Source organism: Paraburkholderia fungorum, from assembly GCF_046026025.1.
GTDB classification, from domain to species: Bacteria; Pseudomonadota; Gammaproteobacteria; order Burkholderiales; family Burkholderiaceae; genus Paraburkholderia; species Paraburkholderia fungorum_E.
The window spans coordinates 1-25,249 of sequence record NZ_JAQQFL010000060.1; the positions used below are offsets into that span (position 1 = coordinate 1).

The 25,249-nt window shown below is 58.1% G+C and carries 18 protein-coding genes and 1 pseudogene; 15 read left to right on the forward strand and 4 right to left on the reverse strand.

What is annotated here, in order from left to right:
* Positions 1-223: 223 nt before the first annotated feature.
* Positions 224-1,660 carry an MFS transporter gene (locus tag PQR67_RS37220; protein ID WP_408467781.1) on the forward strand — a complete coding sequence of 479 codons (1,437 nt, stop codon included), beginning with the start codon at positions 224-226 and terminating at the stop codon, positions 1,658-1,660.
* Positions 1,661-1,903: 243 nt separating this feature from the next.
* On the opposite strand, the gene PQR67_RS37225 is transcribed toward PQR67_RS37220, so the two are convergent.
* Complete coding sequence (locus tag PQR67_RS37225; RefSeq protein WP_408467782.1) at positions 1,904-2,971, reverse strand: porin; 1,068 nt, start codon at positions 2,969-2,971, stop codon at positions 1,904-1,906.
* A gap of 186 nt (positions 2,972-3,157) precedes the next feature.
* Here PQR67_RS37225 and PQR67_RS37230 point away from each other — a divergent pair, with 186 nt between their 5' ends.
* From PQR67_RS37230 to PQR67_RS37290, 13 genes and pseudogenes are all read left to right on the forward strand, one after another.
* Positions 3,158-4,252 (forward strand): LysR family transcriptional regulator, encoded by a 1,095-nt coding sequence (locus tag PQR67_RS37230; protein WP_408467783.1) that lies wholly within the window; start codon positions 3,158-3,160, stop codon positions 4,250-4,252.
* 31 nt (positions 4,253-4,283) lie between these two features.
* Positions 4,284-4,505: a hypothetical protein gene (locus PQR67_RS37235; protein ID WP_408467784.1), complete on the forward strand. Its 222-nt coding sequence runs from the start codon at positions 4,284-4,286 to the stop codon at positions 4,503-4,505.
* Positions 4,506-4,875: 370 nt separating this feature from the next.
* A complete protein-coding gene (locus PQR67_RS37240) occupies positions 4,876-5,547 on the forward strand; it encodes a GntR family transcriptional regulator (RefSeq protein ID WP_408467785.1) in 672 nt (223 codons plus the stop codon).
* A 110-nt stretch (positions 5,548-5,657) separates the two neighbouring features.
* Positions 5,658-6,455: an ABC transporter substrate-binding protein gene (locus PQR67_RS37245; RefSeq protein WP_408467786.1), complete on the forward strand. Its 798-nt coding sequence runs from the start codon at positions 5,658-5,660 to the stop codon at positions 6,453-6,455.
* 80 nt (positions 6,456-6,535) lie between these two features.
* A complete protein-coding gene (locus tag PQR67_RS37250) occupies positions 6,536-7,234 on the forward strand; it encodes an ABC transporter permease (RefSeq protein ID WP_408467787.1) in 699 nt (232 codons plus the stop codon).
* On the forward strand, positions 7,231-7,956 hold the full coding sequence (locus tag PQR67_RS37255) for an ABC transporter permease (protein ID WP_408467788.1): 726 nt from the start codon (positions 7,231-7,233) through the stop codon (positions 7,954-7,956). The genes PQR67_RS37250 and PQR67_RS37255 overlap by 4 nt, the downstream gene beginning before the upstream one ends.
* Before the next feature lie 11 nt (positions 7,957-7,967).
* Positions 7,968-8,732 carry an ABC transporter ATP-binding protein gene (locus tag PQR67_RS37260; RefSeq protein ID WP_408467789.1) on the forward strand — a complete coding sequence of 255 codons (765 nt, stop codon included), beginning with the start codon at positions 7,968-7,970 and terminating at the stop codon, positions 8,730-8,732.
* Between the two features lie 73 nt (positions 8,733-8,805).
* A complete protein-coding gene (locus PQR67_RS37265; RefSeq protein WP_408467790.1) occupies positions 8,806-10,176 on the forward strand; it encodes an aspartate aminotransferase family protein in 1,371 nt (456 codons plus the stop codon).
* A 14-nt stretch (positions 10,177-10,190) separates the two neighbouring features.
* A complete protein-coding gene (locus PQR67_RS37270; protein WP_408467791.1) occupies positions 10,191-11,783 on the forward strand; it encodes a gamma-glutamyltransferase family protein in 1,593 nt (530 codons plus the stop codon).
* A 46-nt stretch (positions 11,784-11,829) separates the two neighbouring features.
* Positions 11,830-12,804: an agmatinase gene (gene speB, locus PQR67_RS37275; protein WP_408467792.1), complete on the forward strand. Its 975-nt coding sequence runs from the start codon at positions 11,830-11,832 to the stop codon at positions 12,802-12,804.
* A 187-nt stretch (positions 12,805-12,991) separates the two neighbouring features.
* Positions 12,992-14,113 carry a porin gene (locus PQR67_RS37280; protein WP_408467793.1) on the forward strand — a complete coding sequence of 374 codons (1,122 nt, stop codon included), beginning with the start codon at positions 12,992-12,994 and terminating at the stop codon, positions 14,111-14,113.
* Between the two features lie 327 nt (positions 14,114-14,440).
* A complete protein-coding gene (locus PQR67_RS37285) occupies positions 14,441-15,883 on the forward strand; it encodes a GGDEF domain-containing protein (RefSeq protein ID WP_408467798.1) in 1,443 nt (480 codons plus the stop codon).
* A 319-nt stretch (positions 15,884-16,202) separates the two neighbouring features.
* Positions 16,203-16,421 (forward strand): annotated as a pseudogene (locus PQR67_RS37290) (amidohydrolase family protein); the annotation flags it as partial.
* A gap of 76 nt (positions 16,422-16,497) precedes the next feature.
* On the opposite strand, the gene PQR67_RS37295 reads toward PQR67_RS37290, so the two are convergent.
* Positions 16,498-18,840: a LamG-like jellyroll fold domain-containing protein gene (locus PQR67_RS37295; protein WP_408467794.1), complete on the reverse strand. Its 2,343-nt coding sequence runs from the start codon at positions 18,838-18,840 to the stop codon at positions 16,498-16,500.
* A gap of 996 nt (positions 18,841-19,836) precedes the next feature.
* Between PQR67_RS37295 and PQR67_RS37300 the strand changes: the two genes are divergently transcribed.
* A complete protein-coding gene (locus PQR67_RS37300; protein ID WP_408467795.1) occupies positions 19,837-21,423 on the forward strand; it encodes a methyl-accepting chemotaxis protein in 1,587 nt (528 codons plus the stop codon).
* A 72-nt stretch (positions 21,424-21,495) separates the two neighbouring features.
* Here PQR67_RS37300 and PQR67_RS37305 read toward each other — a convergent pair whose 3' ends face one another.
* Positions 21,496-23,841, reverse strand: coding sequence for a WD40/YVTN/BNR-like repeat-containing protein (locus PQR67_RS37305; protein WP_408467796.1), 2,346 nt, complete (start codon positions 23,839-23,841; stop codon positions 21,496-21,498).
* A 169-nt stretch (positions 23,842-24,010) separates the two neighbouring features.
* The gene (locus tag PQR67_RS37310) at positions 24,011-24,361 is read right to left on the reverse strand and encodes a hypothetical protein (protein ID WP_408467797.1); all 351 of its coding nucleotides are present in this window, start codon (positions 24,359-24,361) and stop codon (positions 24,011-24,013) included.
* Positions 24,362-25,249 lie beyond the last annotated feature (888 nt).

Consider the following 25,249-nt stretch of genomic DNA (forward strand, 5'->3'; position numbering starts at 1 on the left):
GGGGGGCGCGCGCCCCCCCCCCCCCCCCCCCCCCCCCCCCCCCCCCCCACTGCGAGGCATAAAGCTTCGCCTGCTGCTTCATGTGATAACAAGAAAACTATAGTCACATGATGGGAACTGTCTCGACGTACAGTACCCAGTACGAAGTACTGGGAGCGCCGCGATAAACACCAGGAAGCGGGCCGGAGCAGACCCCGCCTTCGATGGACTGGATGGAGACACAATGAGCAAGATACTGGCAAGCGCCGTGGTCAGTTTCGACCACATGGCAAGTCATAAGTCTGAACCTGTAGCACGCGCTGCACAGTTGCTTTTCCGCATCGAGAACGTTCCATTTAGCCGGTGGCACACGAAGGCCCGTATCACTATGGGCAGTGCCACATTCTTCGATGCGTTCGATGCACTCTCGCTCGCTTTCGCCTTGCCAGTTCTAATCGGGCTGTGGCATCTCTCGCCGCTGCAGATTGGCGTTCTCATCGCTGCCGGGTATTTGGGGCAGTTTGTCGGAGCGCTAACCTTTGGCTGGATCGCCGAGCGATTCGGTCGGGTGCCGAGTGCGACGATAACGGTGGGCGTTATGTCGATCATGGGCATTGCCTGCGCGCTCACGGGGAATTTCCAGCTTCTCTTTCTTGCTCGTTTTCTCCAGGGTATCGGCGTTGGTGGCGAGGTGCCTGTCGCAGCCACCTATATCAGCGAGCTGTCTCAGGCGCAGGGGCGCGGCCGCTTTTTCCTTCTCTACGAGCTCATTTTCCCGTTGGGGCTGCTCGGCGCAGCGCAGGTTGGAGCATTCGTCGTCCCGCGCTACGGTTGGGAGTGTATGTTCCTGGTTGGCGCAATTCCGGGTCTTATCGTCACGTTTTTCATCGCCCGCCTGTCAGAGTCGCCTCGCTGGCTCATCTCGAAGGGCCGGTACGACGAGGCCGAGCGCGTCATCGAAAAGATTGAGGCCAGCACAACGCGCCGAAATCTGGACGTTGAGCAGGATTGGGTCGAAGTAGAGCGGCGGCTTTCAAAGATTCGCGACGCGAGCCAGTCGCGGAACAAGGCGTCATGGAAAGAATTGTTCTCGCAGGCCTATCGCGGTCGCACGTTGGTCGTGTGGGTACTGTGGGCCAGTTCTTACTTCGTGGCCAATGGCATCAACAACTGGCTACCGAGCCTTTATCACACCGTGTATCACCTGCCTCTGCAAGAATCGTTGCGCATGGCTTCGCTATCGAACGTGCTCAGTGCTTGCGCGGTGTTGCTCTGTGCCTTCCTGGTCGACCGTACGGGACGCCGCCGTTGGGCGATGGCCACTTTCGTGATCAGCGGCGTGTTGCTTCTGATACTCGCCACGGTCGCAAAGGGTAGCCCATGGTCGGTGATGTTGCTGGGCTCATCGGCGTACGCGGTGATGGGAACGACGACAGTCATGCTCTACCTGTACACGCCTGAAATCTATCCCACAAGGATGCGCGCGATCGGAACCGGACTTGCGACGTCATGGCTGCGGGCCGCCTCCGCCGCTGCGCCGGCGATCGTCGGAGTCGTGCTTTCGGGGCACGGGATTTCGGCGGTATTCCTGATGTTCGCTGCTACGACGATTGCAGGGTTGCTGGCGTCTCGGGCAATGATTGAGACGACCAACCGCGCACTCGAAGAAATCTCGCCTTGATGGACCCTTGCGGAGTGGTGAGCACCGAATGGAGTTCGCCTCGCAACATGAGTTCTTGAACCATCGCCGCACGTTGTTACGATGTGCGGCGATGTCTTTTTGTTGGGCTCGGAAAGGAAAAATTAGCGTGCCGTGTGAGACCGGTGGCTCGCTTGTAAGGCGAAGTTGGCGGGGCCAAAAGCAAAACGGCCGACACGAGCTTCTCAGTTCATGCCGGCACGGTGAAGGAACTCAGGACAGGTTTTAGAAAGTGTGTCTCATGCCTACGCCGTACGAGCTTCCGGAGGGTTTTGCGCTTAGCTTGTCGTAGGAGTAGACGGTGTAGACGTCGGTCCGTTTCGAGAGGTAATAGTCGTAGCCGATCGATGCCGTGTTTCGAATCGAGTTCTGGTCTTTCGGTGCAGACCGCCTCGTCATCGCCCACTCGACGAGCACGGCGGAGGCGTGCGTAGCGGGAATCGAGAGGCCAAGCTCGTATGTATGAGAGCCGACCTCCGTCGTCGTGGTATTGGTCGTCTGCACGGCCGCGTAGAACTTGGCGAAATTGGCGTTGTACGTGGCGCCAGCGAGGTAGAGATACTGCTGCACGTTCGGCACACTAACCGCCACGCGGACTCGCTGTGCGGACAGGGCAATCTGCAGCGGGCCGTTCTCGTAGTTGAGGTTCAAGCCGAGGTTATCTTTCCCCTGTTGTCCTGTTGTTCCGCTGACGCCGTACTGCACGGTGCCGGTGAGGCCCATATACGCTGCGGTCTCGTAACTTGCGACGTTGGACCAGACCGTGTCGCCCACAACCGTGTTGTTGTACGCCGTCGTGTACGACTGGACGACCAGAGGGGAGAACACAACCGAAGAACCGAACGGGTTTAGCAAAATCTGATTGAGGTAGGTGCGCGTTGTCTGCTCGCCAAACCGGAAGATGCCGTACGGTGTTGTGAAACCCACATAAGCATTGCGCGAGAATAATCCGTCCGTAGCGTTTCTTCCCATCTGGCCGGTGTTTGGCCGGAAGAAGCTTTCGAGAGTGAAGATAGCCGCGTATCCACCGCCGAGATCTTCTCTCCCGCGCAGCCCCCAGAATGACGTCGTCAGGCCACCACCGCCAAGCACGACGCTACCTTGCGGCACGCCACTTACCTTTGATTGGGCGACGTATGTGCCCACCAGACCATACAGTTGAATCGGCGCAGCAAGGTCCGGTGAGGATGCCTGAGCATGGACCAAGCCAGTCCAGATGGAAAGGGATGCAACTGCGAGGTAACCTGGCGCCAATCTGCGGCCAATAACGCGCACGCTCCGTTCGATTCTCATCTGTGGTGTCTCCTTTAAGTATCTGTGTGGCACAGCGTTGCCCGCCGGGAGCGTTGGGAACACTCTCGGGACGGGGAATTCGGTTTGGTATTCGCGGCCTGAAGGTCGAGCTGACCTACGATGAGGGCGCGTGCGGTATTAACGCTGGAGGCAGCAATTTCGTCATCATTTCAAGCAGTCTATTCAATGAAAATTCATGCCGATAGACGCATTGACGTGATTTCAGATATGCTTGAAAAGAGATGGGTGGAGACAGCGATGGAACGGGAAGCCTTCAAGCTATTTATCGAGGTGGCGGAGCTGGGAAGCATCAGTCGGGTAGCCGCGCACCGGCAGACCGTCCAGTCCAACGTCAGCCGGCAGATTGCCGAGTTTGAGCGCGAATGCGGGGGCCGTCTGTTCGAGCGGACTGGACGCGGTGTGAAGTTGACCGGGTTCGGGGAGCGGATTATCCCGAGGGTCCGCGCCTGGATTGCGGACACTGACCAGCTCTTCAACGACATACGCACCTCGTCGGGCGCACCGTTTGGTGAAGTACGAATCGGTATCTTGCCGTCGACTGCCCACCCGCTGATGACCGCGCTATGCGAGCGCATCAATTCGGCCTATCCGGACATTCGTCTGAATGTTCGCGAGAGTCAGTTGGGTGAAGTTGAGACGTGGCTGGATAGCGGACGCGTGGACCTCGCTATCCTTTTCCATGCAGAGCGCTCCATGACGACGGAGCGGCTCGCGACGCTCGCTACAATCGAAACCTATCTTGTAGGCGCACCAGACTCGCCTGTGCTGCAGCGGGAAACGGTCGAATTTCGGCGTCTTGAGGGTTTGCCACTGATCTTGCCAGGACGTCCCAACCGCCTGCGAAATCTGATGGATGACGAGGCTCGACGGGCCGGCATTGAGCTTCGGACTGTACTGGAAGCTGACTCGCTTGCCGTCCAGCGAGAGGTTGCGGCCAGTGGTCGAGGGTATGCTGTCCTCGGACCATGGGCCATCGCCCCCGACGTGCGCTCCGGCCGCCTGCGCGCGGCAAAAATCATCAAACCAAACATCACTCGCTTCGTGACGCTCGCCAGTGCAAGCCAGGGGACGATGACACCGGCAATCCGGATTGTGATTGCGACGCTGAAAGAAATCGCTTCAGCATTGTCCGAGTCAGGGGCGTACGACGGACTCGCGACCCAGTATGTCGAAAGGCATGAGCGTACCGCGCCGACGCCAGTCGCTGCAGCAAAGCCGACCTCTTCTGGGCGCTCAACTGCAAAGGGCAGAAAGAAGTAGAGTGGTCGACGTGCACACGGCGGTTGGACGCATGTTCATCCAGCTGAGGCAAGCAGGTTTGCCGCCGCTGGCCTCGAACGACCGCATCCCGCGCATGACAGTTGATGTGCGGGGAGGGAACATGCCTCGCATCGAAGCATTTTTCCGCGTCGGCATACCGGAGGTTGCTTTCTCCAATCCCGCCCATCTCGGCACCAGCCCTCCTTACCATCGTGACGCCCTCTGCGAGGTTGTCGCTGAACTGCGCGCCTGAACGTTCAAGCCAGATGTGCTGTGACGTGTGTAGCCGCAGGCCCCTCCGTCGACCTCCATGAAGTTACACGCCTCACGTCCTATCCGGCGGTATCGCTTTGCCCGATGCTGTCAGGTCGATCAACCTACTCAAATTTCCTCAGGGTTAACGATTAAGTGACATCTTTTTTGATCGGCTATATTGCATCCGTAGATACAAATATCCACTATTACAAATAGATTTCAAATCTCGATTCGATAGTCGATGCAAACTTTGTGCGAGGGTGCGTACGGCATCCGCTCACCCAGTGCACTGCCTGACAAGCTCTAGCGCAGCGAAGTTTGCGCCGTTGATTACTGAACGTTTTATCGATACTGCCGGCCCGCTGAACATGGACATTGACGCACATTCGCTGCATACCCGTTTTCCTGCCACGGCGGAAGAAGAGGCCTACGCCTACGTCCTTTACCGCATCCGGATGGGCATTTGCAAAGCCGGCGACCGGCTCATTCCCGAGGACATCGCCGCGGAAATCAACACGAGCCGCATGCCGGTGCGCGAAGCGTTCCGCAGGCTGGCGAGTGAAGGGCTGGTCGTTATCCGGCCCAATCGGGGCGCGATTGTGCGCGGACTCGACGCGAATGAGATGGAAGAGGTGTTCTGCATGCGCGGCGCGCTCGAAGGACTTGCCGCACGCATGGCCCTGCCGAAGATCACGTCGAAGCACGTCGCGGAATTGACGCGGCTGATCGACGTGATGGAAAGCCTTGAGCAGGACGTGCAGCAGTGGGTCACTGCTCACCGTAATTTCCATGAATACCTTTGCCAATTGTGCGGTCGGCAGCGGCTCATTGCCCAGGTTAGCGGGCTGCATACGGTGGTGGAGCCGCATATGCGGCTATGGGTGGAGCTTGCCGACAAACCGACGACGTCTCGCGACGATCACATGACTATCATTGCCGCGGTCAAGGCCGGCGACCCGCTGATGCTCGAAGCGGCCGTGCGGGAACACATCGAAGCCACCGTGCCCGCACTGCGCGACTGGATGACGGCGAGCAGCTAAGCACATGTTCGCGGTCTGAATTTCGCCATCTGAATAAATCAGGTCTACTACGTACATAAATAAATTAATCGTCTGTCAATTTCTACGAGTTCCTTTTCTGGAGTATCGACATGAATCGAGGCATCAAGAAGTTTCTGCTGCTCGTGGCCTTCGCATTGGGTGCGATGAACGCCAACGCGAAAGAGTGGAAAGACATCCGGATCGGCTACGAGGGCGCTTATCCGCCGTTCTCGTCGATTCAACCTGACGGCACGCCGGTTGGCTTCGATATCGACATGATTCACGCGCTATGCGCGCAGATGCATGCGAATTGCACACTGGTGCAAATCAGCTGGGACGGTCTGATTCCAGCGCTGCAGGCCGAGAAGATCGATGCGATCGTCGCATCGGTAGCAATCACCGCCGAGCGCAAGCAGAAGGTCGCGTTCACCGAGAAGTACTACAACACGCCACGCCGGCTCGTGGTGGCGAAAAACAGCGCGATCAAGGATGCAACACCGGCGGAACTGAAGGGCAAGCGCGTCGGCGTGCAGCGTGGCACGCTCGCGGACAAATACGCAAATGCCTACTGGGTGCCCGCCGGCGTTCAACTGGTGCGCTACCCGACGCAGGACGAAGTGTTCCTCGACCTGCGTTCAGGGCGGATCGACGCCGCCTTGCAGGATGCGACCGCAGCGTACTCCGCGTTTCTGACGAAGCCTGAAGGCGCCAACTACAAGTTCGTCGGCGAGGCGATTACCGGCACCACGCCCGAGCAGAAGACGTTGCTTGGCGAAGGCTATGGCATTCCGGTCCGTAAGACCGACGACGATCTACGGCTGCAATTCAACCAGGCGATCGAAGCCATTCGCGCAAAGGGCACGTATCAGTCGATCGAGAAGAAGTACTTCAATTTCGACATCTACTGATACGGGCTTACAGGCGGCAGTACCGTGACTGCCGCCTGCGTTTCATGCGAAGTGCCTGAGGAAGGTCCAAAGGGATTGCCATGTCAGAACTGCAGCAATATTTGCCCGCGCTGATAAGAGGCGCGGAGCTCACGCTCGTGCTTGCCATTTCGTCGGTCGTGTTTGCCGTATGCGTGGGCATGGCAGGTGCGATGGCCAAGCTGTCGAATTCACGCGCGCTGGTGTCGCTTGCCACCGCTTACACGACGCTGATCCGCGGCGTGCCGGAGTTCGTCATGATGCTGCTGGTGTTTTACGGCGGCCAGATCATCCTCAACCGCATCTCGGCTGCGCTCGGCTTCCATGCGCCGGACGTCGACGCCTTCGTGACAGCCGTGTTCACGATCGGTTTCATTTTCGGCGCCTACTACACCGAGACTTTCCGTGGCGCGATACTGGGCGTTCCGCGTGGCCAGATGGAGGCTGCCCGCGCGTATGGGTTTTCCAGTTGGCTTGCATTCCGCCGCATTCTGTTTCCGCAGATGGTACGTCTTGCTTTACCAGCGGCCGTCAACAACTGGCTCGTGCTGCTCAAGACAACGGCGATCGCATCGCTGATCGGTCTGCACGACGTCATGTTCATCGCGGACCAGGCCGGCCGCACGACGCAGGCGCCGATGACTTTTTATCTCGCTGCGTGTGTGGTCTATCTGCTGGTGACTTCCTGTTCGACCGCTTGCCTCGCGCGTGCACGCGTGCAACTGAATCGCGGTGTGCGCGAAGTGAGGCTCCACTCATGAGTTACGACGAACTTGCCCCGCTATTGACAGCCTATGCAAGCGGCCTTTGGGTAACCGTCCAGCTGACAGTGTATTCACTTGGTCTCGGCCTGCTATTGGCGATTCCACTCGCGGCATTGAGGGTGTCCCCCAACCGGCTGTGCAGCGGCCCGGTGGCGGCATATACATGGTTCATGCGCGGCACACCGCTGCTGGCGCAACTGATGATCGTCTATTACGGTTTCGGACAATTCTCGTGGGTGCAGGATGCATGGCAGCGCGGCAATCCGGTTCTATTGCTGCTTCGCGATCCGTTCAGCTGCGCAATGATCGCGCTGACCGCCAATACCTGCGCCTACACCACAGAAATTCTCGCCGGCGCACTGAGGGCAACGCCGTACGGAGAGATCGAGGCTGCACAGGCTTATGGCATGAGCCGGCTTATCGCATGGCGGCGGATTCTTCTGCCTTCAGCGTTGCGTCGATTTATTCCGGCATATAGCAACGAGATCATCCTGATGCTGCACGGCACGTCGCTTGTCAGTGCGATCACGCTGGTCGATCTGACCGGCGCCGCGCGGGATTTCTATGCGAACTACTACGCACCGTTCGAAGCGTTCATCTCGGTGGGCACCGTCTATTTCGGGCTTACCGCAATCTTCACGCTTCTGATCCGCCTTACCGAACGCAGATATCTCATGCATCTGCGGCCGCAGAATTTTGCCAAACTTGCCAGAGGCTAAAGCGACGTCACATGAATGCATTAACTGTCGAGAATCTCCATAAACGATATGGCGAAAACGAAGTGCTGAAGGGCGTTTCGCTGGTCGCGAAACGTGGAGACGTGATCAGCATGATCGGGTCGTCCGGTTCGGGCAAGAGCACGCTGCTGCGCTGTATCAACTTTCTGGAATCGCCTTCAGCGGGGCGCGTGACGTTGAATGGCGCCGAGGTCAGAACGTCTGTCGACAAGGGCGGGCAGATACGGGTTTCTGACCCGGTTCAGTTGCGCAAGATGCGCACCAAGCTTGCGATGGTGTTTCAGCACTTCAATCTGTGGGCGCATATGACAGTGCTGGAGAACGTCGTCGAAGCGCCGCGGCACGTGCTGAAGCTCACCAGGACGGAGGCTGTCGAGCGTGCACAGCGTTACCTCGAACAGGTCGGCATGTCCCGCTTCAAGGATGCGTATCCGGCGCATCTTTCCGGCGGCCAGCAGCAGCGCGTCGCGATTGCGCGTGCGCTCGCCATGGAACCGGAAGCGTTGCTGTTCGACGAGCCGACGTCGGCGCTCGATCCCGAACTGGTCGGCGATGTGCTGAAAGTGATGCGCGATCTTGCTGAAGAGGGACGCACGATGATCGTGGTGACACACGAAATGGGCTTCGCGCGCGAGGTATCGAATCACGTCGTTTTCCTGCATCAAGGCGTCGTCGAGGAAGAGGGGCATCCACGCGAAGTACTGAAAACGCCGAGAAGCGAGCGCCTCCAGAAGTTCCTCTGCGGGGCAATGAAGTAACGCGGCTGCGCTGGACATAACGCGAAGCAATCGAACGAGCATTCATGCAAAAGATGATTCAAGGACGGTTCCAATGCAAAATCTGAAACAGAGCGACATTAATCATTATCTTCACCCTTACACGAATTTGAGCCTGCATCGGGAAGTCGGGCCGATGGTGATCGACCGCGGTGAAGGCATCTATGTCTATGACACGGAAGGAAAGCGCTATATCGAAGGATTGAGTGGCCTCTTCTGCGCATCGCTCGGCTTTAGCGAGTCGAGGCTCGCCGATGCGGCGGACAGGCAGATGAGAAAACTGCCGTTCTATCACGCATTTGGGCACAAGTCGTCAGAGCCGGCAATTCTATTGGCAGAGAAGCTGATCGCGATAGCGCCGGTACCGATGTCCAAGGTGTTTTTTGCGAACTCCGGCTCCGAAGCAAACGACACCGCGGTCAAGCTCATCTGGTATTACAACAATGCGCTCGGGCGGCCGAACAAGAAGAAGATCATTTCGCGCATACGCGCCTATCACGGCGTGACGATCGCATCGGCCAGCCTGACGGGTTTGCAGAACAACCATCGCGACTTCGATTTGCCGATCGATCGAATTCTGCACACGGACTGTCCTCACTACTACCGCTATGCGAATCCGGGCGAATCGGAAGAACAGTTCGCGACACGCTGTGCCGAGTCGCTCGAACAACTGATTCTGAAAGAAGGCGCCGATACGATTGCGGCGTTCTTTGCAGAGCCGATCATGGCGTCCGGCGGCGTAATCGTCCCGCCGGCCACCTATATGGAAAAGATCCAGGCGGTGCTGAAGCGATACGACATCTTGCTGGTTGCCGACGAGGTGATCTGCGGCTTCGGGCGCACGGGCAACATGTTCGGCTCGCAAACATACGGCATGCGCCCCGACATGATCGTGATGGCGAAGCAGCTTTCCGCCGGCTACCTGCCGATTTCCGCGCTGATGGTCAGTGACGAGATCTACCGTGGGCTCGTTTCCGAAAGCGAAAAGATCGGCACCTTCGGCCATGGCTTTACGTATAGCGGCCATCCAGTATGCGCTGCCGTTGCGCTGGAGACGCTGCGCATCTACGAAGAGGACGGCATTCTCGAGCACGTCAGGATCGTTACGCCACATTTCCAGGGGCGCCTGGCCGAACTCGGCAAGCATCCGCTGGTCGGCGAAGCACGCGGCGCCGGCCTGCTTGGCGCGGTCGAACTGGTCGCGAACAAGGAGACCAGGGAGCCGTTTTCACCCTCCGAGGCCGTGGCGGCTCATGCCGGCACACGCGCACTGACGCATGGCGTGATCACGCGCGCGCTCGGTGATGCGTTCAACTTGTGCCCACCGCTGATCATCACGCACGATCAGATCGACCAGTTGTTCGACGCGTCTGAAAAGGCGTTGGACGATACGCTCGCATGGCGCAAGTCATTGGCAAACCGCTGAGCGGGAGAACGGAAATGAGAGACTTTGAACAGCCTGGACGCTCGCTCGTGATGTCCACGGACGGTATGGCGGCGACGTCGCATCCCGCGTCTACACTCGCCGCCGTCAGGATTCTTGAAGCGGGCGGCAACGCGATGGATGCCGCGATTGCCGCCTGCGCGGTGCAGTGCGTCGTCGAGCCGGGCTCGACAGGCATTGGTGGCGATTGCTTTGCGCTCTATTCGCGCCGGGGCTCGGACGATATCGTCGGTTTCAACGGTTCCGGCTGGGCACCGGCGGCGGCCAGCGTGGCCGCGTTGCGCTCGCTGGGTGTGACGGCGATTGACCGTCATTCGCCACACGCAGTGACGGTTCCCGGCGCGGTCGACGCATGGGCGACGCTGGCACGCGATCACGGCTCGCTGCCGCTCAAGCAACTGTTCGCGTCCGCAATCAAACTCGCGCGCGACGGCTATGCGGTAGCGCCTCGCGCTGCGTCGGACTGGGCGCATCAGGCACAACTGCTGTCGCTGGACAAAACCAGCCGCGCGGGCATGCTGGTCGACGGCCAGGCGCCTCTTGCGGGAAGCGTGCACCGGCAGCCGTTGCTCGCCCGTTCGCTGGAGGCTATTGCTGAAGCTGGTGCACGGGTGTTTTACGAAGGGTACATCGCCGCAGACATTGTCGCGTGCTTACGCGGCATGGGTGGGCTGCATACGATCGACGATTTCGCGCAATTTCACGGCGAATATGTGAAACCGATCAAGGCCAGCTTTCGGGGCTACGACGTGCACGAGTGCCCGCCGAATGGCCAAGGCATCATCGCGCTATTGATCCTCAAGATTCTCGAAGGGTTCGATGCGAACGACGATCCGCTCGGTGCCGATCGCTTGCAGCGCGAGCTCGAGGCGACACGCATTGCGTATGCGATTCGCGACGCGTCTCTCTGCGACCCGCGCGGCCAACTCATGGACGTCGATCAACTGCTGTCCGATGAATCGATACGCGCATTGCGCGCGCGCATCGGCACACAGCATGCACTGGACAGCGCGCCACAGACGAAGCCGGCGGAGCACAAGGACACCGTCTACATCTGCGTGGTCGATAAGGATCGCAACTGCGCGAGCTTCATCAACTCGCTGTTTCATCCATTCGGCAGCGGCATCATGACGCCGGAAACCGGCGTGATGCTGCACAACCGTGGGCAGAGCTTTACAGTCGAAGAAGGGCATCCGAACGCGATCGCGCCGCACGCAAGACCGATGCACACAATCATTCCTGGCATGGTCTCTCGAGACGGCAAGGTACAGATGACATTCGGTGTGATGGGCGGCCACTATCAGGCGATGGGGCACGCGCATTTTCTGTCGAAGGTGCTGGACTACGGCCTCGATATGCAAACGGCGATGGACCTCCCGCGCCTGTTCCCAAGGCCGGGCACCAATCTGGTCGAAGCGGAGCGCACATTGCCTGCAGCGGTGCGCGACGAGCTCACGCGGCGCGGCTTTGAGCTCGTTGCGCCGAACTGGGCGATCGGTGGCGCACAGGCGATCAGGATCGATTGGGATGCAGGCTCGTTGATCGGTGCGTCAGACCATCGCAAAGATGGTTGCGCACTCGGTATCTGATACGTGCCGCGTCGGGCGGCGCCACAGGGAAAAACGGACCCGCACTATGGAAAAGCAACAGGTTTTGCGCGGCGACGGCGCGATTCGGCGTGAAACGCCTTATGGCTCGTCGAAAGAAAATACCTATGCCGGTGTCGTGTCGTTCATGCGGCGCCTGTACACCAAAGATTTGACTGACGTCGATCTCGCCGTTACCGGCGTGCCGCTCGACATTGCAACGACCAACCGTCCCGGTGCGCGGCTCGGGCCGCGCGCGATACGCGCCGCGAGCAGCCAGCTAGGCGTATTGCTGCCGTATCCGTGGGGAATCAATCCGTTCGACGACTATGCGGTGATCGACTATGGTGACTGCTGGCTCGACGTGCACAACCCTTCGACCATCAAGGAAACGATCGTCGCACATGCGCGCACGATACTCGATGCCGGCGCCAGGATGCTGACACTGGGCGGCGACCACTACATCAGCTACCCGTTGCTGGTCGCTCACGCGGAGAAATACGGCAGGCCGTTGTCGCTGATTCATTTCGATGCGCATTGCGATACATGGCCCGACGATCAGCCTGACAGCCTCAATCACGGTTCGATGTTCTACAAGGCTGTCAAAGAAGGGTTGATCGATGTGCAGCACTCGGTGCAAATCGGTATACGCACATGGAACGACGATTTCATGGGCATCCCTATTCTCGACGCTCCGTGGGTACATGAAAACGGTGTGAAGGCGACGATCGCGAAGATTGCCGAAATCGTCGGCGACCGGCCGGCTTATTTCACCTTCGATGTCGACGGTCTGGATCCGGCATTTGCGCCGGGCACCGGCACGCCAGTGCCCGGAGGTCTGTCGACTGCCCAGGCGCTGTCGATCATTCGCGGATTGACATCGTTCGACATGGTCGGTGCGGACGTGGTGGAGGTCGCTCCTGCGTACGATCACGCAGACATCACCGCGCTGGCCGCCGCGCATGTGGCGAGCGAACTGATCTGCCTGTTCCGGCATCGGGCGCGCGGGCTGCAACAGTTGTAGAACAGCGACGCCCGTGTGCGAGGGCGTTTGTCATCGATTTTTCGTGAGCGATCTGCAGTGGAAGTTTGATCGAAATTGATTTCATCATAACAATTAGTCATGCAAATTAATTGTCATGACGAGACAGCGAGACGGCACTACCCTCCGTAAATATTTTTTAACCATGCATCGACGGGAGAGCAAAGCAATGAAATGGACAATAACGGCGGCCACTTTGTGTGCCGCGGGTATATGCAGTACGTCATTTGCGCAAAGCTCAGTGACGCTTTACGGGATCATCGACGAATCAATCCAGTACACGCATAACACGGGCGGCGCGAGCAACCAGATCAAGCTGCAGTCCGGGCAAATGTCCGTCAGCCAATGGGGTATGCGAGGCACCGAAGATCTGGGCGGCGGTCTGAGTGCGCTGTTCAACTTGCAGAACGGCTTTAACGTCAACACTGGCAAGATGAGTTCCGGGCTGCTGTTCGGTCGCAAGGCCTATGTCGGGCTGGCGGGGCAATTCGGTACGGTGACGATAGGGCGTCAGCAGGATACGCTGCAGGATTTCGTTCTGGCGGTTCAAGGCGACAACTTCCTCGAATACTTCACCGCGCCCGGCGACGTGGATAACGCGGACGGCTCGGTGCGCAACAGCAATGCGGTCAAATGGACGAGTCCGTCGTGGGGAGGACTGCAGGCAGCCGCAATGTATGGGTTTGGCGGTGTTGCCGGTTCGGTGGGATCCGGGCAGGCATACAACGCGGCAGTCAGCTACGGCAAAGGGCCATTGACGCTCGCCGCCGGGTATTCGCATGCCGACAACGGCAATGCAGCGCTATCGACGCGCGGCACGAGCAGCGCCGACAGCATCTTTCTTTCGCCGGTCAACAATGCATACGCCACGGCAAGCGCGATTAACATCGCACGTGCGGGTGCGAGCTACGTGGTGGGGCCGGTCACGCTGGGCGGGTACTACAGCTATGCCGAGTATCTTGCAGACGGCAATTCGACCTTCCGGTCCGCCGAGCGCTACAACAATGCGTCCGCATTTGTGGGCTGGCAGGCTACGCCCGCACTGCAACTCGAAACGGGTTACAACTTCCTGAAGTCGCACGGCGATTCGTCCGCCACGTATCAGCAGGTCACGCTTGCGGTGGACTATGTGCTTAGCAAGCGCACGGACCTGTACGGCACAATGAGCTACGGGCATGCGTCGGGAAGCAATGGCTTGGGGCCGGCACAGGCGGTGATTTCGGATGCGTACGTCGACGGCGGGAAAGCAACGCAGGAACTGGTGATTGCCGGTATTCGGCACCGGTTCTGATTTTTCGCGAGTGAGGCAAAAGCAGATCAGGGCCCGCGGCCCTGGTCTGCGTCGCGCTACGACAATACGATGTAGCGTAAAAGTCGATACCTTCACTTTTCGCCGGTTTTGCCGTAAACCCGGACGTCGGCTATCCAGTACATTCGGGCATTCCTTTGCCGCAGGACCGATTACACCGAGTTGACGATCTCGCTGCGGCTGCGGGACGACGACGTTTGGACTGAGTGTGCTTACCAGAACGTCACCGTGTCTGTTTCCATTACTACCGGAAAACTGGCTGTTTTCGCAGGCCGACATCCCTTGATCGTCGGTGCGCTAGGAAGTCTGATGGCTTTAGGCGTGATGGTGATCAGCCTGGTCACACTTCTGGCTGCTCGTGACGCCGCTGTCGAACATGTTCATGAAACATCCAGAAATGTCACTGCCGTTCTTGTCAGCAACATCGCACGGACAATCGAAACGTCAGACAATTCGCTTCGCGCTTTGATCGCTGCGCTGGACAAGCGGGCCGTCCAGACGCTGGACCCGGGCCTGCGTCATGAATTGCTGTTTGACCGGACAGCTGCAGAATACGTCACCGGCATGGGGGTCACCGATGACCGGGGTCGTCTGATCGACGGTTGCTGTTCCAGTTCCCATACCTGGGATTTCAGCGACCGGGACTATTTCACAGCCCATCGCCAGTCGGCGAACGTTGGCCTGTATGTGTCGTCAGTCTATCGTGCACGGTCGCGGCCGGGCGCTCAGTCAATTGCGATGACGAGGAGGATAAACCGGCCCGACGGGTCATTCGGCGGGGTCGCGATCGTTGCTATTGACGTTGAATATTTCCGGCAACTTCTCGCAAAACTGGACGTGGGACCCAACGGTATCACTGCGATCGTACGTGCGGACGGCACCCTGGTGGCCAGAAATCCCCCCGTCGGACAAGCCGGGCTGGTCAGTCTGGGCCGGTCGCCGATGTTTCCCCGCATGGTGAACCATGATTCCGGGTTCTATGCTGCTCGCTCGATCGTGGACGGGGTTTTTCGTCTCTATACTTTCCAGCGTATTCCCGGGACGCCACTCATTGCCGTCGTCGCGCCTGCGCAAGGCGATGTACTGGCCTCCTGGAAGCGACTGGCATGGATCGTCGGAGTCTCAGCCTCGTCTGTCAGCCTTGCGTTCTGCACGGTGGTCTGGCTGCTTGCGTTTGCACTGCGGGACCACGCGAAGGTTCAGGTGCTTCTGACTGAGCTCACGCAGACCGACTCGCTCACAGGACTCAAAAACCGCCGGGCGCTCGACGAGGTGCTCGAAAACGAGTGGGGAAGACTTCAACGCAGCGATGGATTCCTGTCGCTACTGTTCATCGACGCCGATAACTTCAAGCAATACAACGACAGGCACGGCCACGCCCAAGGCGATATTGCACTGAAACGCCTCGCCGACTGTATCAACCGGCACACGCGCCGACGGGGCGATCTCGCCGCGCGTTACGGCGGGGAAGAATTCGTTGCCGTGTTGCCCGACACCGACGAAACGGGAGCAGTTCAGATTGCTGAGGCAATACGCCTCGAAGTCGAGCATGGGCGGCATGGCCCCTTCGGGGCAGTTCCACATTTCACGGTGAGTATTGGGAGCGCGACTGCGCGACGCTCACGTCCGTCGTCACTGGATGAATTGACAAAATCAGCGGATCTGGCGCTTTACGCGGCCAAAGGGAATGGAAGGAACGCCGTAGTCTCCGCGAGTGATATCGTCGCTCCAGGTTCTAACAGTAGGGCGTAAGTAACCCGTCTTTACGGTCCTCCCGGCCAGCGTAGGTTGGGAGTACATTTTTCGACCGACAATCGGGAGGCCGCCTCGGCGAATCCGCTTCGTTCATCACCATTCTGGAACAGGCACAGTGTGGCACGCGATCTGTGCCTGTTCGCCTGCTGACGCAAGACCGCTACCAGGTCGCTCCAGAAGCGACTGCAGTCAACGCTGCCGCCAACGCTGCCGCCAGCGCCGGCAGCGTCACTACAATGCCCAGCTTGAGGAACGACCACGCGGTTATCCTGGCTCGACGACGCTCGACATGCTCGCTCCGCTGGCCGCGCGAATTTCAGCGCCTGCCTATGACGATATAGCGCCCGTTGCCAGGGCATTGATCGGTATGGCGCCGGAGCGGATGCTCTGGGGTACTGACTGGCCGCATCCGACCGAGAAGTCTTCGAAGCCCGACGATGCGCTTCTGCTGGACCTCTTCGCGAACTGGATTGGACGGCCGGATTGGCAACAACGGGTGTTTGTGAGCAACCCGTCGAAGCTCTACGGCTTTTAGCGAAGCACGCCGTCCGTCGATTCTTTTGGCGCGCTCCGCTCAAGCCAATCAACCCGTTGCGCGAGCGATTTTTACGCTATGAGGCGCGGGCGGTCAGCCATTGGTTCGATTGCAACGGCATGCCCACGATCCGAATCTCGCCGATGCTGCCGAAGAATCCATTCCCCATACTGCCGCCGTACTGAGAAGCGCCGACGGCCATTTGCTGATTGCTCGCAACGAATCTGATGCCGTCCATTCCGCTGTTGTTTCGCAGAATGGGCGCCCCTTCCACGTACATCGTCGTGTTTCCCTTCCCGTCGTTCACTATTGCGACGTGCAGCCATTGTCCCGCGGAGACGCCGCCCGACCAACACGCGAGGTTGATGTTGTTGTCTGTTGGGACGACCTCCCATTGAAATTCCATCAGGTTTGAAAAGGCGAACATCATCATGGTATCGCCCTGATCGACGCCGCTCGCCCAAGTGACGTTGGTGGCAGCACTTCTTGCGCCAAGACGATAGAGAATCCCCATCCATGAGTTGTTCTGAGCGGTCCAGGCCGGATCGATTTTCACGAACGCTTCGATGGTATAGCCGCTCCCAAAGGTTTGAACATTGAGTGGGGAATTCGAATCGGTTGTGAAATACGACGCTCTGGTCTGCGTGGAGTTTTTGAATTGCAGACTACCTGGCGCAGAAGAAAGGGGGTGATGATCCGTTGACCAGACCAGATCTCCGGGCTGCCCTCCCATCCACGTGTTCAGCGAAATTGGATTGGCACCGACGGAAGTGTCGCCTGGGACGGAAACATCCTTGAGCTGGAAGCCGGGCTGATAGGGAGAAAGCGCCGCCCCGTCAGCGGCCGAACTGTTGTAGAAGCGCCAATGCGCCAACGTGTTCGCTACCACAGGATAATCGTTCGGGCCGGAGGCGGGCTTGCCGGGTGCTTGCGGAGGATTATTATAATTCGCCAGAATCAATCCTTTTGCGACGTCGGTCAGACTCCCCGATACCGATCCGGCCGCAGCCTTGAACCCGGGATTGAAACCAGCAAAGCGCCTGGAAAAATCTAGATCAATCGAAAAATTCTGGTTATCCGCAGTTAACCACGCTGAATCAAACTCATTCAAGCTGGATTCCGGCTTAAGTGGTACCCATGGAGAAAACGAGCTGGCGATGATCTTGTTATTCGTCAGATCGAACTCGTATAGTCTCATCAGGCCATTTCCACCCATATAGGCCATCTGATAGTCAACCACCATAATAATCACGTCGTTTCCGGCGGCGTTCTTCTTCGTCATCTGGCAGGAGCCGTGATAATGGCCGGAAACAGCCATGAAAATCTGATCGTTGTTATTAATCAAATGGTCCCACAGGTAGTTGGAATATGCAGTATCCGCCGCTGTGACGCCGTCTGTGCCTATGCCTGCGAGTTGATGGCTAATCAGAATGGCCGGAACGCCTGGATTTTTTCCGATGACCCAATTGGCCCACGAGATGGCGTCGTCTGAAGCGCGCCATGACATGGACAGTACGAGAATCTGATTTCCCTCCGCCACAAAGAGGTGGTATTCGTGAAAACCGGAGCTGTGGCGCCCCATAAAGGTCGCCTGCTGCTGCGCTCGCGCGGGAGGGAATACCTGCAGGAATGGCTCCAGCAAACCTTGCCGGTGAGATCCGCCATCCTGATATCCATCCGTGTTGTCAAACCCTGTTACTCCGACGCCCCAGTCCGGTCCCCATTGCATTGATGTCCCGATTGCACCGACGTCGTGATTGCCCGCGCAAATCGAATAATTGCATTTCGCTTTTTCGAGAACCTGCATCGCCTGACTGGCCAGCTCCCACTCCTTCGTGATCGCACCGTTGCTCAATTGACCATTGCTTACCAGATCCGTACTGGATGCCCAAGGCGAAGAAGCCTCCGAGCTGTAGTACCAGGACTGATCGACAACATCTCCAAGGTGGGCGGTGAATGCAAGCTTCAGCGCATTCGCATGCTGCGCAATCCATTGAGTTTGCGTTTTGAACGGATTGTCGTACTGTGGATTAATGGACGGATAGTTCTTTTGATACAACTCCCCCATCTTCTCGGAGGCGTACCTGGGATAAAACTGGGTATCAGGCAAGGTAGCCAGAGTAAACGATGACACCAAGTGCGGGGTAGGGCCTGTGCCCGGCGCATTACCCGTACCCGGCACAATGCCCGCACCCGGCACATTGGCGGTGCCCGGGGAAGCACTCGTGCGCGGAGAGCCTGAGTTGGACGGCGTATCCGAAGAAACTCCGCCACCTCCACATCCGCCAAGCACGCCTGAAATACCGGCAGCTGACGACGCAAGCATCATGCGAAGCAGTTGTCTGCGTTTAATTTCAGGAACAGAAGCCAGATCGTCCAATTCCACCCGCTGCTGACTATTTCGATTTTTCGTTGACACATTTCCCTCCGCTAGGTTTTTGGCCGCCCAAAACACATATGACTAAGCCGTCGCAGTTCACCCGGGCCGACCAGCATTTGAGGGGAAACGAAGACGAAATCTGGAAACCACATTTCTCACCCGAGCAGGTCGCTCGTTCCGAGCAAAATTATTTTCGATATTTTTAAAAATTCTCAGATTTTCGATGCTTTCGATGATATTGGTATCAAGTACTCTATTTATATGATTCGATCACATCAAACGGCACCCGCATACTGCTGAGTCTTTGTTACAGAGGCATGTCCTCGAGGTGGCGCCGAAAAAAGCACTGTTACTGTGTCTGCAATAGAATTTGGCTTGGGCAAGCATGTAACCCTTGAAAATGGGGGATTTTCGAGGTTTTCTTGTTGATCAGATCACACGCGAGTGCGCATTTTCAGATTTATGTGAGATTTGCCTACAAATAAATCAGAAAACCCCTACCCAATATTCACCATAACTGTCCGATCACGACCATTCTTGACAGCATGTGGATATCGAGTGGTTCAATACGGCGCGCCGACATCAGGCGGCGTCGGTGTGGATGAGATCGGCAATGACTAATGACGACAGTTCGATAACACGATTGGCGGGATACTCGGTGATCCAGGTCATGACGTGGCGCAAGCAGATCTCTGGACGAAAGCTATTCAGTTTGGCCGTACCTGCCAAGGTGTGGATCGCAGCGCCGTCCGCGAAGCGGGGAGAGTGGCCACTGCCACGAGGTTGGTAATGTGGAGGCAATCACCGGCAATGTAATGAATTGTCAGGCTATTCTGACCAGAATTTCGGAATTTCCCCACATATATAGCCCTTATGAAGCGTTCGGATAAGCCGTAAACAGACGGTGTAGGCACTGTCATTCTTGACTGTCTCCCCACCGTCCGCCTTAAAACGCGGCGCCTCGCTCAGCATGCACCCAAACCCAGGCGCGACTATTCTCGCGGCTGGGAATTCTGGTTTTTTGTGAGAACTAAGGTGAACCTAAAGATTAGATCGATCAAGGCAAAACTCTCAGCTGGTTTTGGGATGCTTATATTGATGGTCATCATCGTGTCGGGCCTGGCGCTGAAAGCGCTTGGCGATTCCAACGAACGATTCTCAAAGTATATTTCGGGAATCAGCGCTCGCGCCGACAAGGTCGAACGGGTTAGAACCGCCGTTGACCGACGTGCGATTGCCGCTCGAAATCTGGTACTCGTGACGAAGCCGGCGGATCTGGATCTCGAGAAGGCCGCCGTAACCGCGGCGCACGAGGATGTCGAGACCAGACTCCGTAGTCTCAATGAGATGGTTGCCAATGCGAGCGACGCCGACGACACGGAACGTAGTTTGGTAGCCGAGTTAGACCGCGTTGAAGCGGCTTATGGGCCAGTGGCACTGGATATCTTTAATCTCGCTTTGACTGGCAAACGCGAGGATGCAATCACGAAGATGAATGATCAGTGCAGACCCCTCCTTGCCGCTTTGATCAATGCGACTACTAAATTTTCAGAATACACACAGGTACGCGCATCACAGGAGCAGCGAGAGTCAGCCGAACGCTATGCCACTCAGCAAGGCCTGGCGATCGCGACCTTTCTTGCGGCCGTTGGTGCGGCCGTCATAGCCGGGGTATTGATTAACAGAAGTCTGATGCGCGGTCTCGGTGCCGAGCCTTCCGAGTTGGGCGAAACCACAAAACGCGTGGCGGGTGGCGATCTGAGCCCGGTTCTCGGTGCACAGCTTGCACATCCAGGAAGTGTGCTTGCGTCTATGGGTGAGATGCAATGCGGCCTTGTCAGGTTGATGGGACAGGTTCGAAGTGCGGTGGCCGGTATTGCAATCGGTTCAAGCGAGATCGCATCGGGCAACACGGACCTGTCGGCTCGCACGGAAGAACAGGCTGCGTCTCTCGAGCAAACTGCCGCCAGCATGACGCAGTTGACCGAAACGGTAAAACAGAATGCGGACAATGCCCTGCAGGCGAACGTACTGGCGACAAAGGCCACCGACATGGCCGATTCAGGCAACGACGCAGTTCAGGCCATGGTCGGAACAATCGGAAAAATCAACGATAGCTCAAGCAAGATTTCCGAAATCACCGGCGTGATTGAGGGGATTGCCTTCCAGACGAATATTCTTGCGCTGAACGCAGCGGTTGAAGCTGCCCGTGCCGGAGAGCAGGGACGCGGGTTTGCGGTAGTCGCCAGTGAGGTACGCAGTCTGGCTCAGCGTTCTGCCACGGCCGCGAAGGAAATCAAAGACTTGATCGGCTCGTCCGTGGCCGTTATTCAGGAGGGCTCAAAACAGGCGGCAGAAGTGGAGGCCACCATGGTGCAGGTCAAGCAGGCCATCAAGCATGTTTCAGATATTGTGGGAGAAATTGCCACCGCTTCTGAAGAACAGAGCCGTGGCATTGAGCAGGTAAATCAGGCGGTAGGGCAGATGGACGAGGTGACGCAGCAGAATGCAGCGCTGGTGCAACAGGCAGCAGCGACTGCTCAATCGCTTGAAGAACAGGCGATCAGGCTGAAGGAAGCGGTGTCGGTGTTCAAGGTCGCCGATGCTGGAGCACCCACGTGATCACGACGGAGGTGATTCATGCCCGGACATCCACCTCACTTGCCGGTGGCGGCAAGTGAGGTGATCGCGGAATCAGGTCAATGAAGAACCGTAGAGGATGCCGCGACCGCTGTTCGGTGCCACATAGACGGTACCGAAGGTCCTTGGATCGCCCACAACCAGGGAGTAGCCTCCCCACTGATGCTGCGTGTCATTGATCTGGATCCAGGTCACACCAAAGTCAGTAGAGCGGAACAATGCCGTAACACCGTTCACTGTCCCTGCCAGATAGATGGCTGGATAACTGGCCCCCGCTGCCGCCTTGCCGAATCCCACGGAGATGGCCGAGGTCACGGTACCCGGTTGGAATGTTTCCCAAGTCCAGCCCGAGCTGTTGCTGTGATAAAGGCCTGATGATGTCGCCAGCCAGACCTGGCCCTGGATGCCGGTCACCGTGGAGGCTTTTGCACCGGTCGGCAGTCCTTGGGCGGCGATCGCCCACGTCGCCGCCTGATCGCCACTGCTGTAGAAGGTGCCGCTGGACGCATCCCAGGCGTAAAGCAGGTTGTTGCTGAAACCGTCTGACAGCATCTGCGCACCGACCGGAAGCGGGACTTGTGGCCATTGCGTCGAGCACGTCTTCCAGCTCGCCCCATTGTCGGTGGAATAGACGGGTGCGACGTCAGCCGGCGCCCACGCGATTGTGCGGCCGTCGGCGGAGATTGCCACCGTACCGGACCCCATGGACGAGCCAGCCCCGCTTGTGAAAGGTGTCCAGCTAGTACCGCCGTCCTGAGAGGTTGCGCCGAACGCGTTATTGCTGCCCACTCCGGTCCCGACGAGGACGATCGTCGACGGAATATTCTTTGCGAAATCCACTCCCGTGCCGTTTCCGCCGCCGATGTTCGCGGCCTGTTCCAGCGGAGCCGAGGTCAGGCTTGTATGGACAAAACCGCCGACGTCTCCCAGGCCGCTGATAAGCGGCGCGCCCGCTGTTGGCGAGACCAGTGCCAACGCAGCTGTTTCCTCGATACCGTTGGAACCGACGCTCCAACGGGTCGGCAGGCCACGGTCCGCGTCGGTCAGGTTGGACGTGCTCCAGATGCCGCCGCCAAAGGTGTAAAGCGCGTGGTCGACATTGGCGGGATCGATCAACGCTTGCGCCCAGTTGCCGAAGGAGGCCTGCTGCTGACCGCCCGCCAGCCAGGGCGACAGGCTGGCGTCCCGAACGGCCTTTGCGCCTACGTCAGTCCAGGTCTGGCCGCCATCAGTCGTGCGGTACATGGTGTCGGATGGCCACCAATGATCCATTGTCATGACAATCGCGACACCCTGATTCCACGGATCGAGCGCCAAGCCGCTGAATCCGGACGGGTAATTGTTCGGATTGGGTGGCGTAATGTCCTGCCAACTGTTCGAATCGATGCTGTACTTCCACACCTGACCGGCCGTCATGTTGTTGGGACCTTTGACGTTTCCGTACGTGATGTATAAGTGGCGGTCCGGTCCGATCATGCCGCGCTGAGGCATCATGGGGCTGGCCGGACCACCGCCCAGAGGCGTCCAGGTCACTCCGCCATCGTCGCTGCGGTAGAGGGTCGAAGCCGCGGTCTGAGTCGAGACGCCCGCAAAAAGAGTGCGGCTTGGCAAGCCGTTCCCACCGGAACGCGGGTCGAAGGCAACAAACGCGACGCCAGCCCCCGTACCGTCACTGGAGAGGGCATTGAAGCCATTGACCCTGGTCCACGTGCTTCCGGCATCACCGCTCTTCCACAGGCCGTTGGTGTCTGGTTGTGAACTATCGTTGAAGGTGCCATAGAACAAGGTCGAAGCATTGCCAGGGTCCACCTGCAGCCGCTCACCGACCTGGCGCCCGTCCTTATTGCCGCCGACGCGGAAGCTCAGCGGGGACGCCGTGAAACTCGCGCCCCTGTCCGACGACACCAGCACGGCCCCGTTGCTCGCCCACCAGTCGGTATAGAGACCCACAACCATGTACAGCATGTTTGGATCGGTGGGGGCAGTGGCGATGCTCTCGATGCCCATCCAGTGTGAGTCGGACGGCGGAGTCCAGTCGTTCAGCGGAATCCAGCTACTGGTCGCCGCATCGTACCGATAAGCTCCTCCGATATCGGTTCGTGCGTAGAGCAGCCCGCTTTCCCACGGATGCGCGATGAGGCCGGTGACATAGCCGCCCGCGACGACTCTGACGTTGTTCCAGGTGTACGACGGCTGCGTAGCGGCGCCTCCAGCGGCGGCAGCGGCAGCCAATTTGATTGCCGATGGTGTGGCGCTAATGTTCTCGCCCTCACCGCAGCCAGAGAGTAATGCTGCGGCCGCGACTCCCAATAGGAATTGCCGCCTGCCATTATTTTCGACGCGAACGTCTGTTTGCTGATCTGCTTCGGACCCGCACTCTGGCTTGCCTGATTCACTCATAAGACACCTCCTTGTTTTGTTGGGAAATAGCAGGACTGCTGGTTGACGTGATTAGTTGTTTCGATTGAAAGTTGAAAGCGCGTGGCTCGTTTGAGCTTGGCTACGGCAACCGGCCGTGATGGCTGCTGCAAGATGGCATTGCCTCGCGCGTGACGCCGCATGCATGGAACTACGCTGTCCGGCCGATGTTCTTGAGCATGGCCTGAAGCGGGCCGTTGCCTGTTTTCGTCATGTTCGCGGAATGGCTCGCCATGCCAATGGTCTTGCCTGGCGGTTTCTGGATTGCACGCGGCAGGTAAATCGATATCTCAATGGCAGCGATGATGCGCATGTCGAGAATGGCGATTCTGGTCCGGTGGGTAATCCCGAACGTCGAATTGTTGCCTTCCCGGAGTTGTCTGGTGTGGCGCACATTGAACGCAGCATTCTGACCCGGTGCGCCCGTCAGGTCTCTGTCGACCTCAGCTACGCGACTGAGCAGCGGTGTTGCGGCGGCGCTGCTGTCAGCAGCGAGTGCCATCGCGTCGGTATCGGTTGCCGCCTTAAACTGAAGAAAATATTAAGTATGCCGAAAGGAAAATTGGATAGGTCCGAAATTGAATAGATGCGACGGGAACCGGAGTCGGTCACGACAGAATTCGATTCCCGATGATGGGATATTTGAAAAGTTCCGATTGCAGCAATCATGGTCCTGTACACGTCAAACGCAAGAGTGAGCTTGAATCTGATCGTTCGCCAAAAATTACCCATATCGCTTCCGCCTGAAAGATGGATGTCCGGTTCGGCCTTGGAATGCTGCATGTCGAGCGCTAAGTTCCCCCCGTTTAACCAACCGGATTATCTTAGGTAAACGACAAAGCGTGTCGGTCTCTGAAGTCATGTCAGTGTCGGGATTTGCCTATTATTTTGTAGGGACGGGAGAACAGGACACGGTTCAGTGTTGAACCGCCGTCCGGGGGAAGCGTGCGTAAACATGCCCGGCGGTACTTTGCCGGATCGTCGTCGCATCGGGCTTCCGGTCGATCCGGCGCGGCGCCGGGCCAGTTTGCCGCGGCCTGAATCAAAGCGGCCGCTCCAGTCCGACCGGGACGACATCAGAACAAAAAAACTAACTAGATCGTACAAAATACGTACAAACCCCGAAAGACGCCGGATTTCGTTTGAACGACACTTCTGGCTAGTTCGCAAATCCAGGCACGACTCAGTGCGCCGCCCGCTGCGCAATTGCACTGGCATGCTCAGTCGGCCAGGCTCCGCGCACATTCGACTACCGTGGCGATCACTGGTGTTAGGGATAGAGAAAAGATTTTTTACAGAGGAGCAGAAATGAAAAAGGCATTAGCAACCTCAGCCCTTGGGTTGGTCGCCCTCGGCGCGCACGCTCAGAGCAGCGTGACGTTGTACGGCG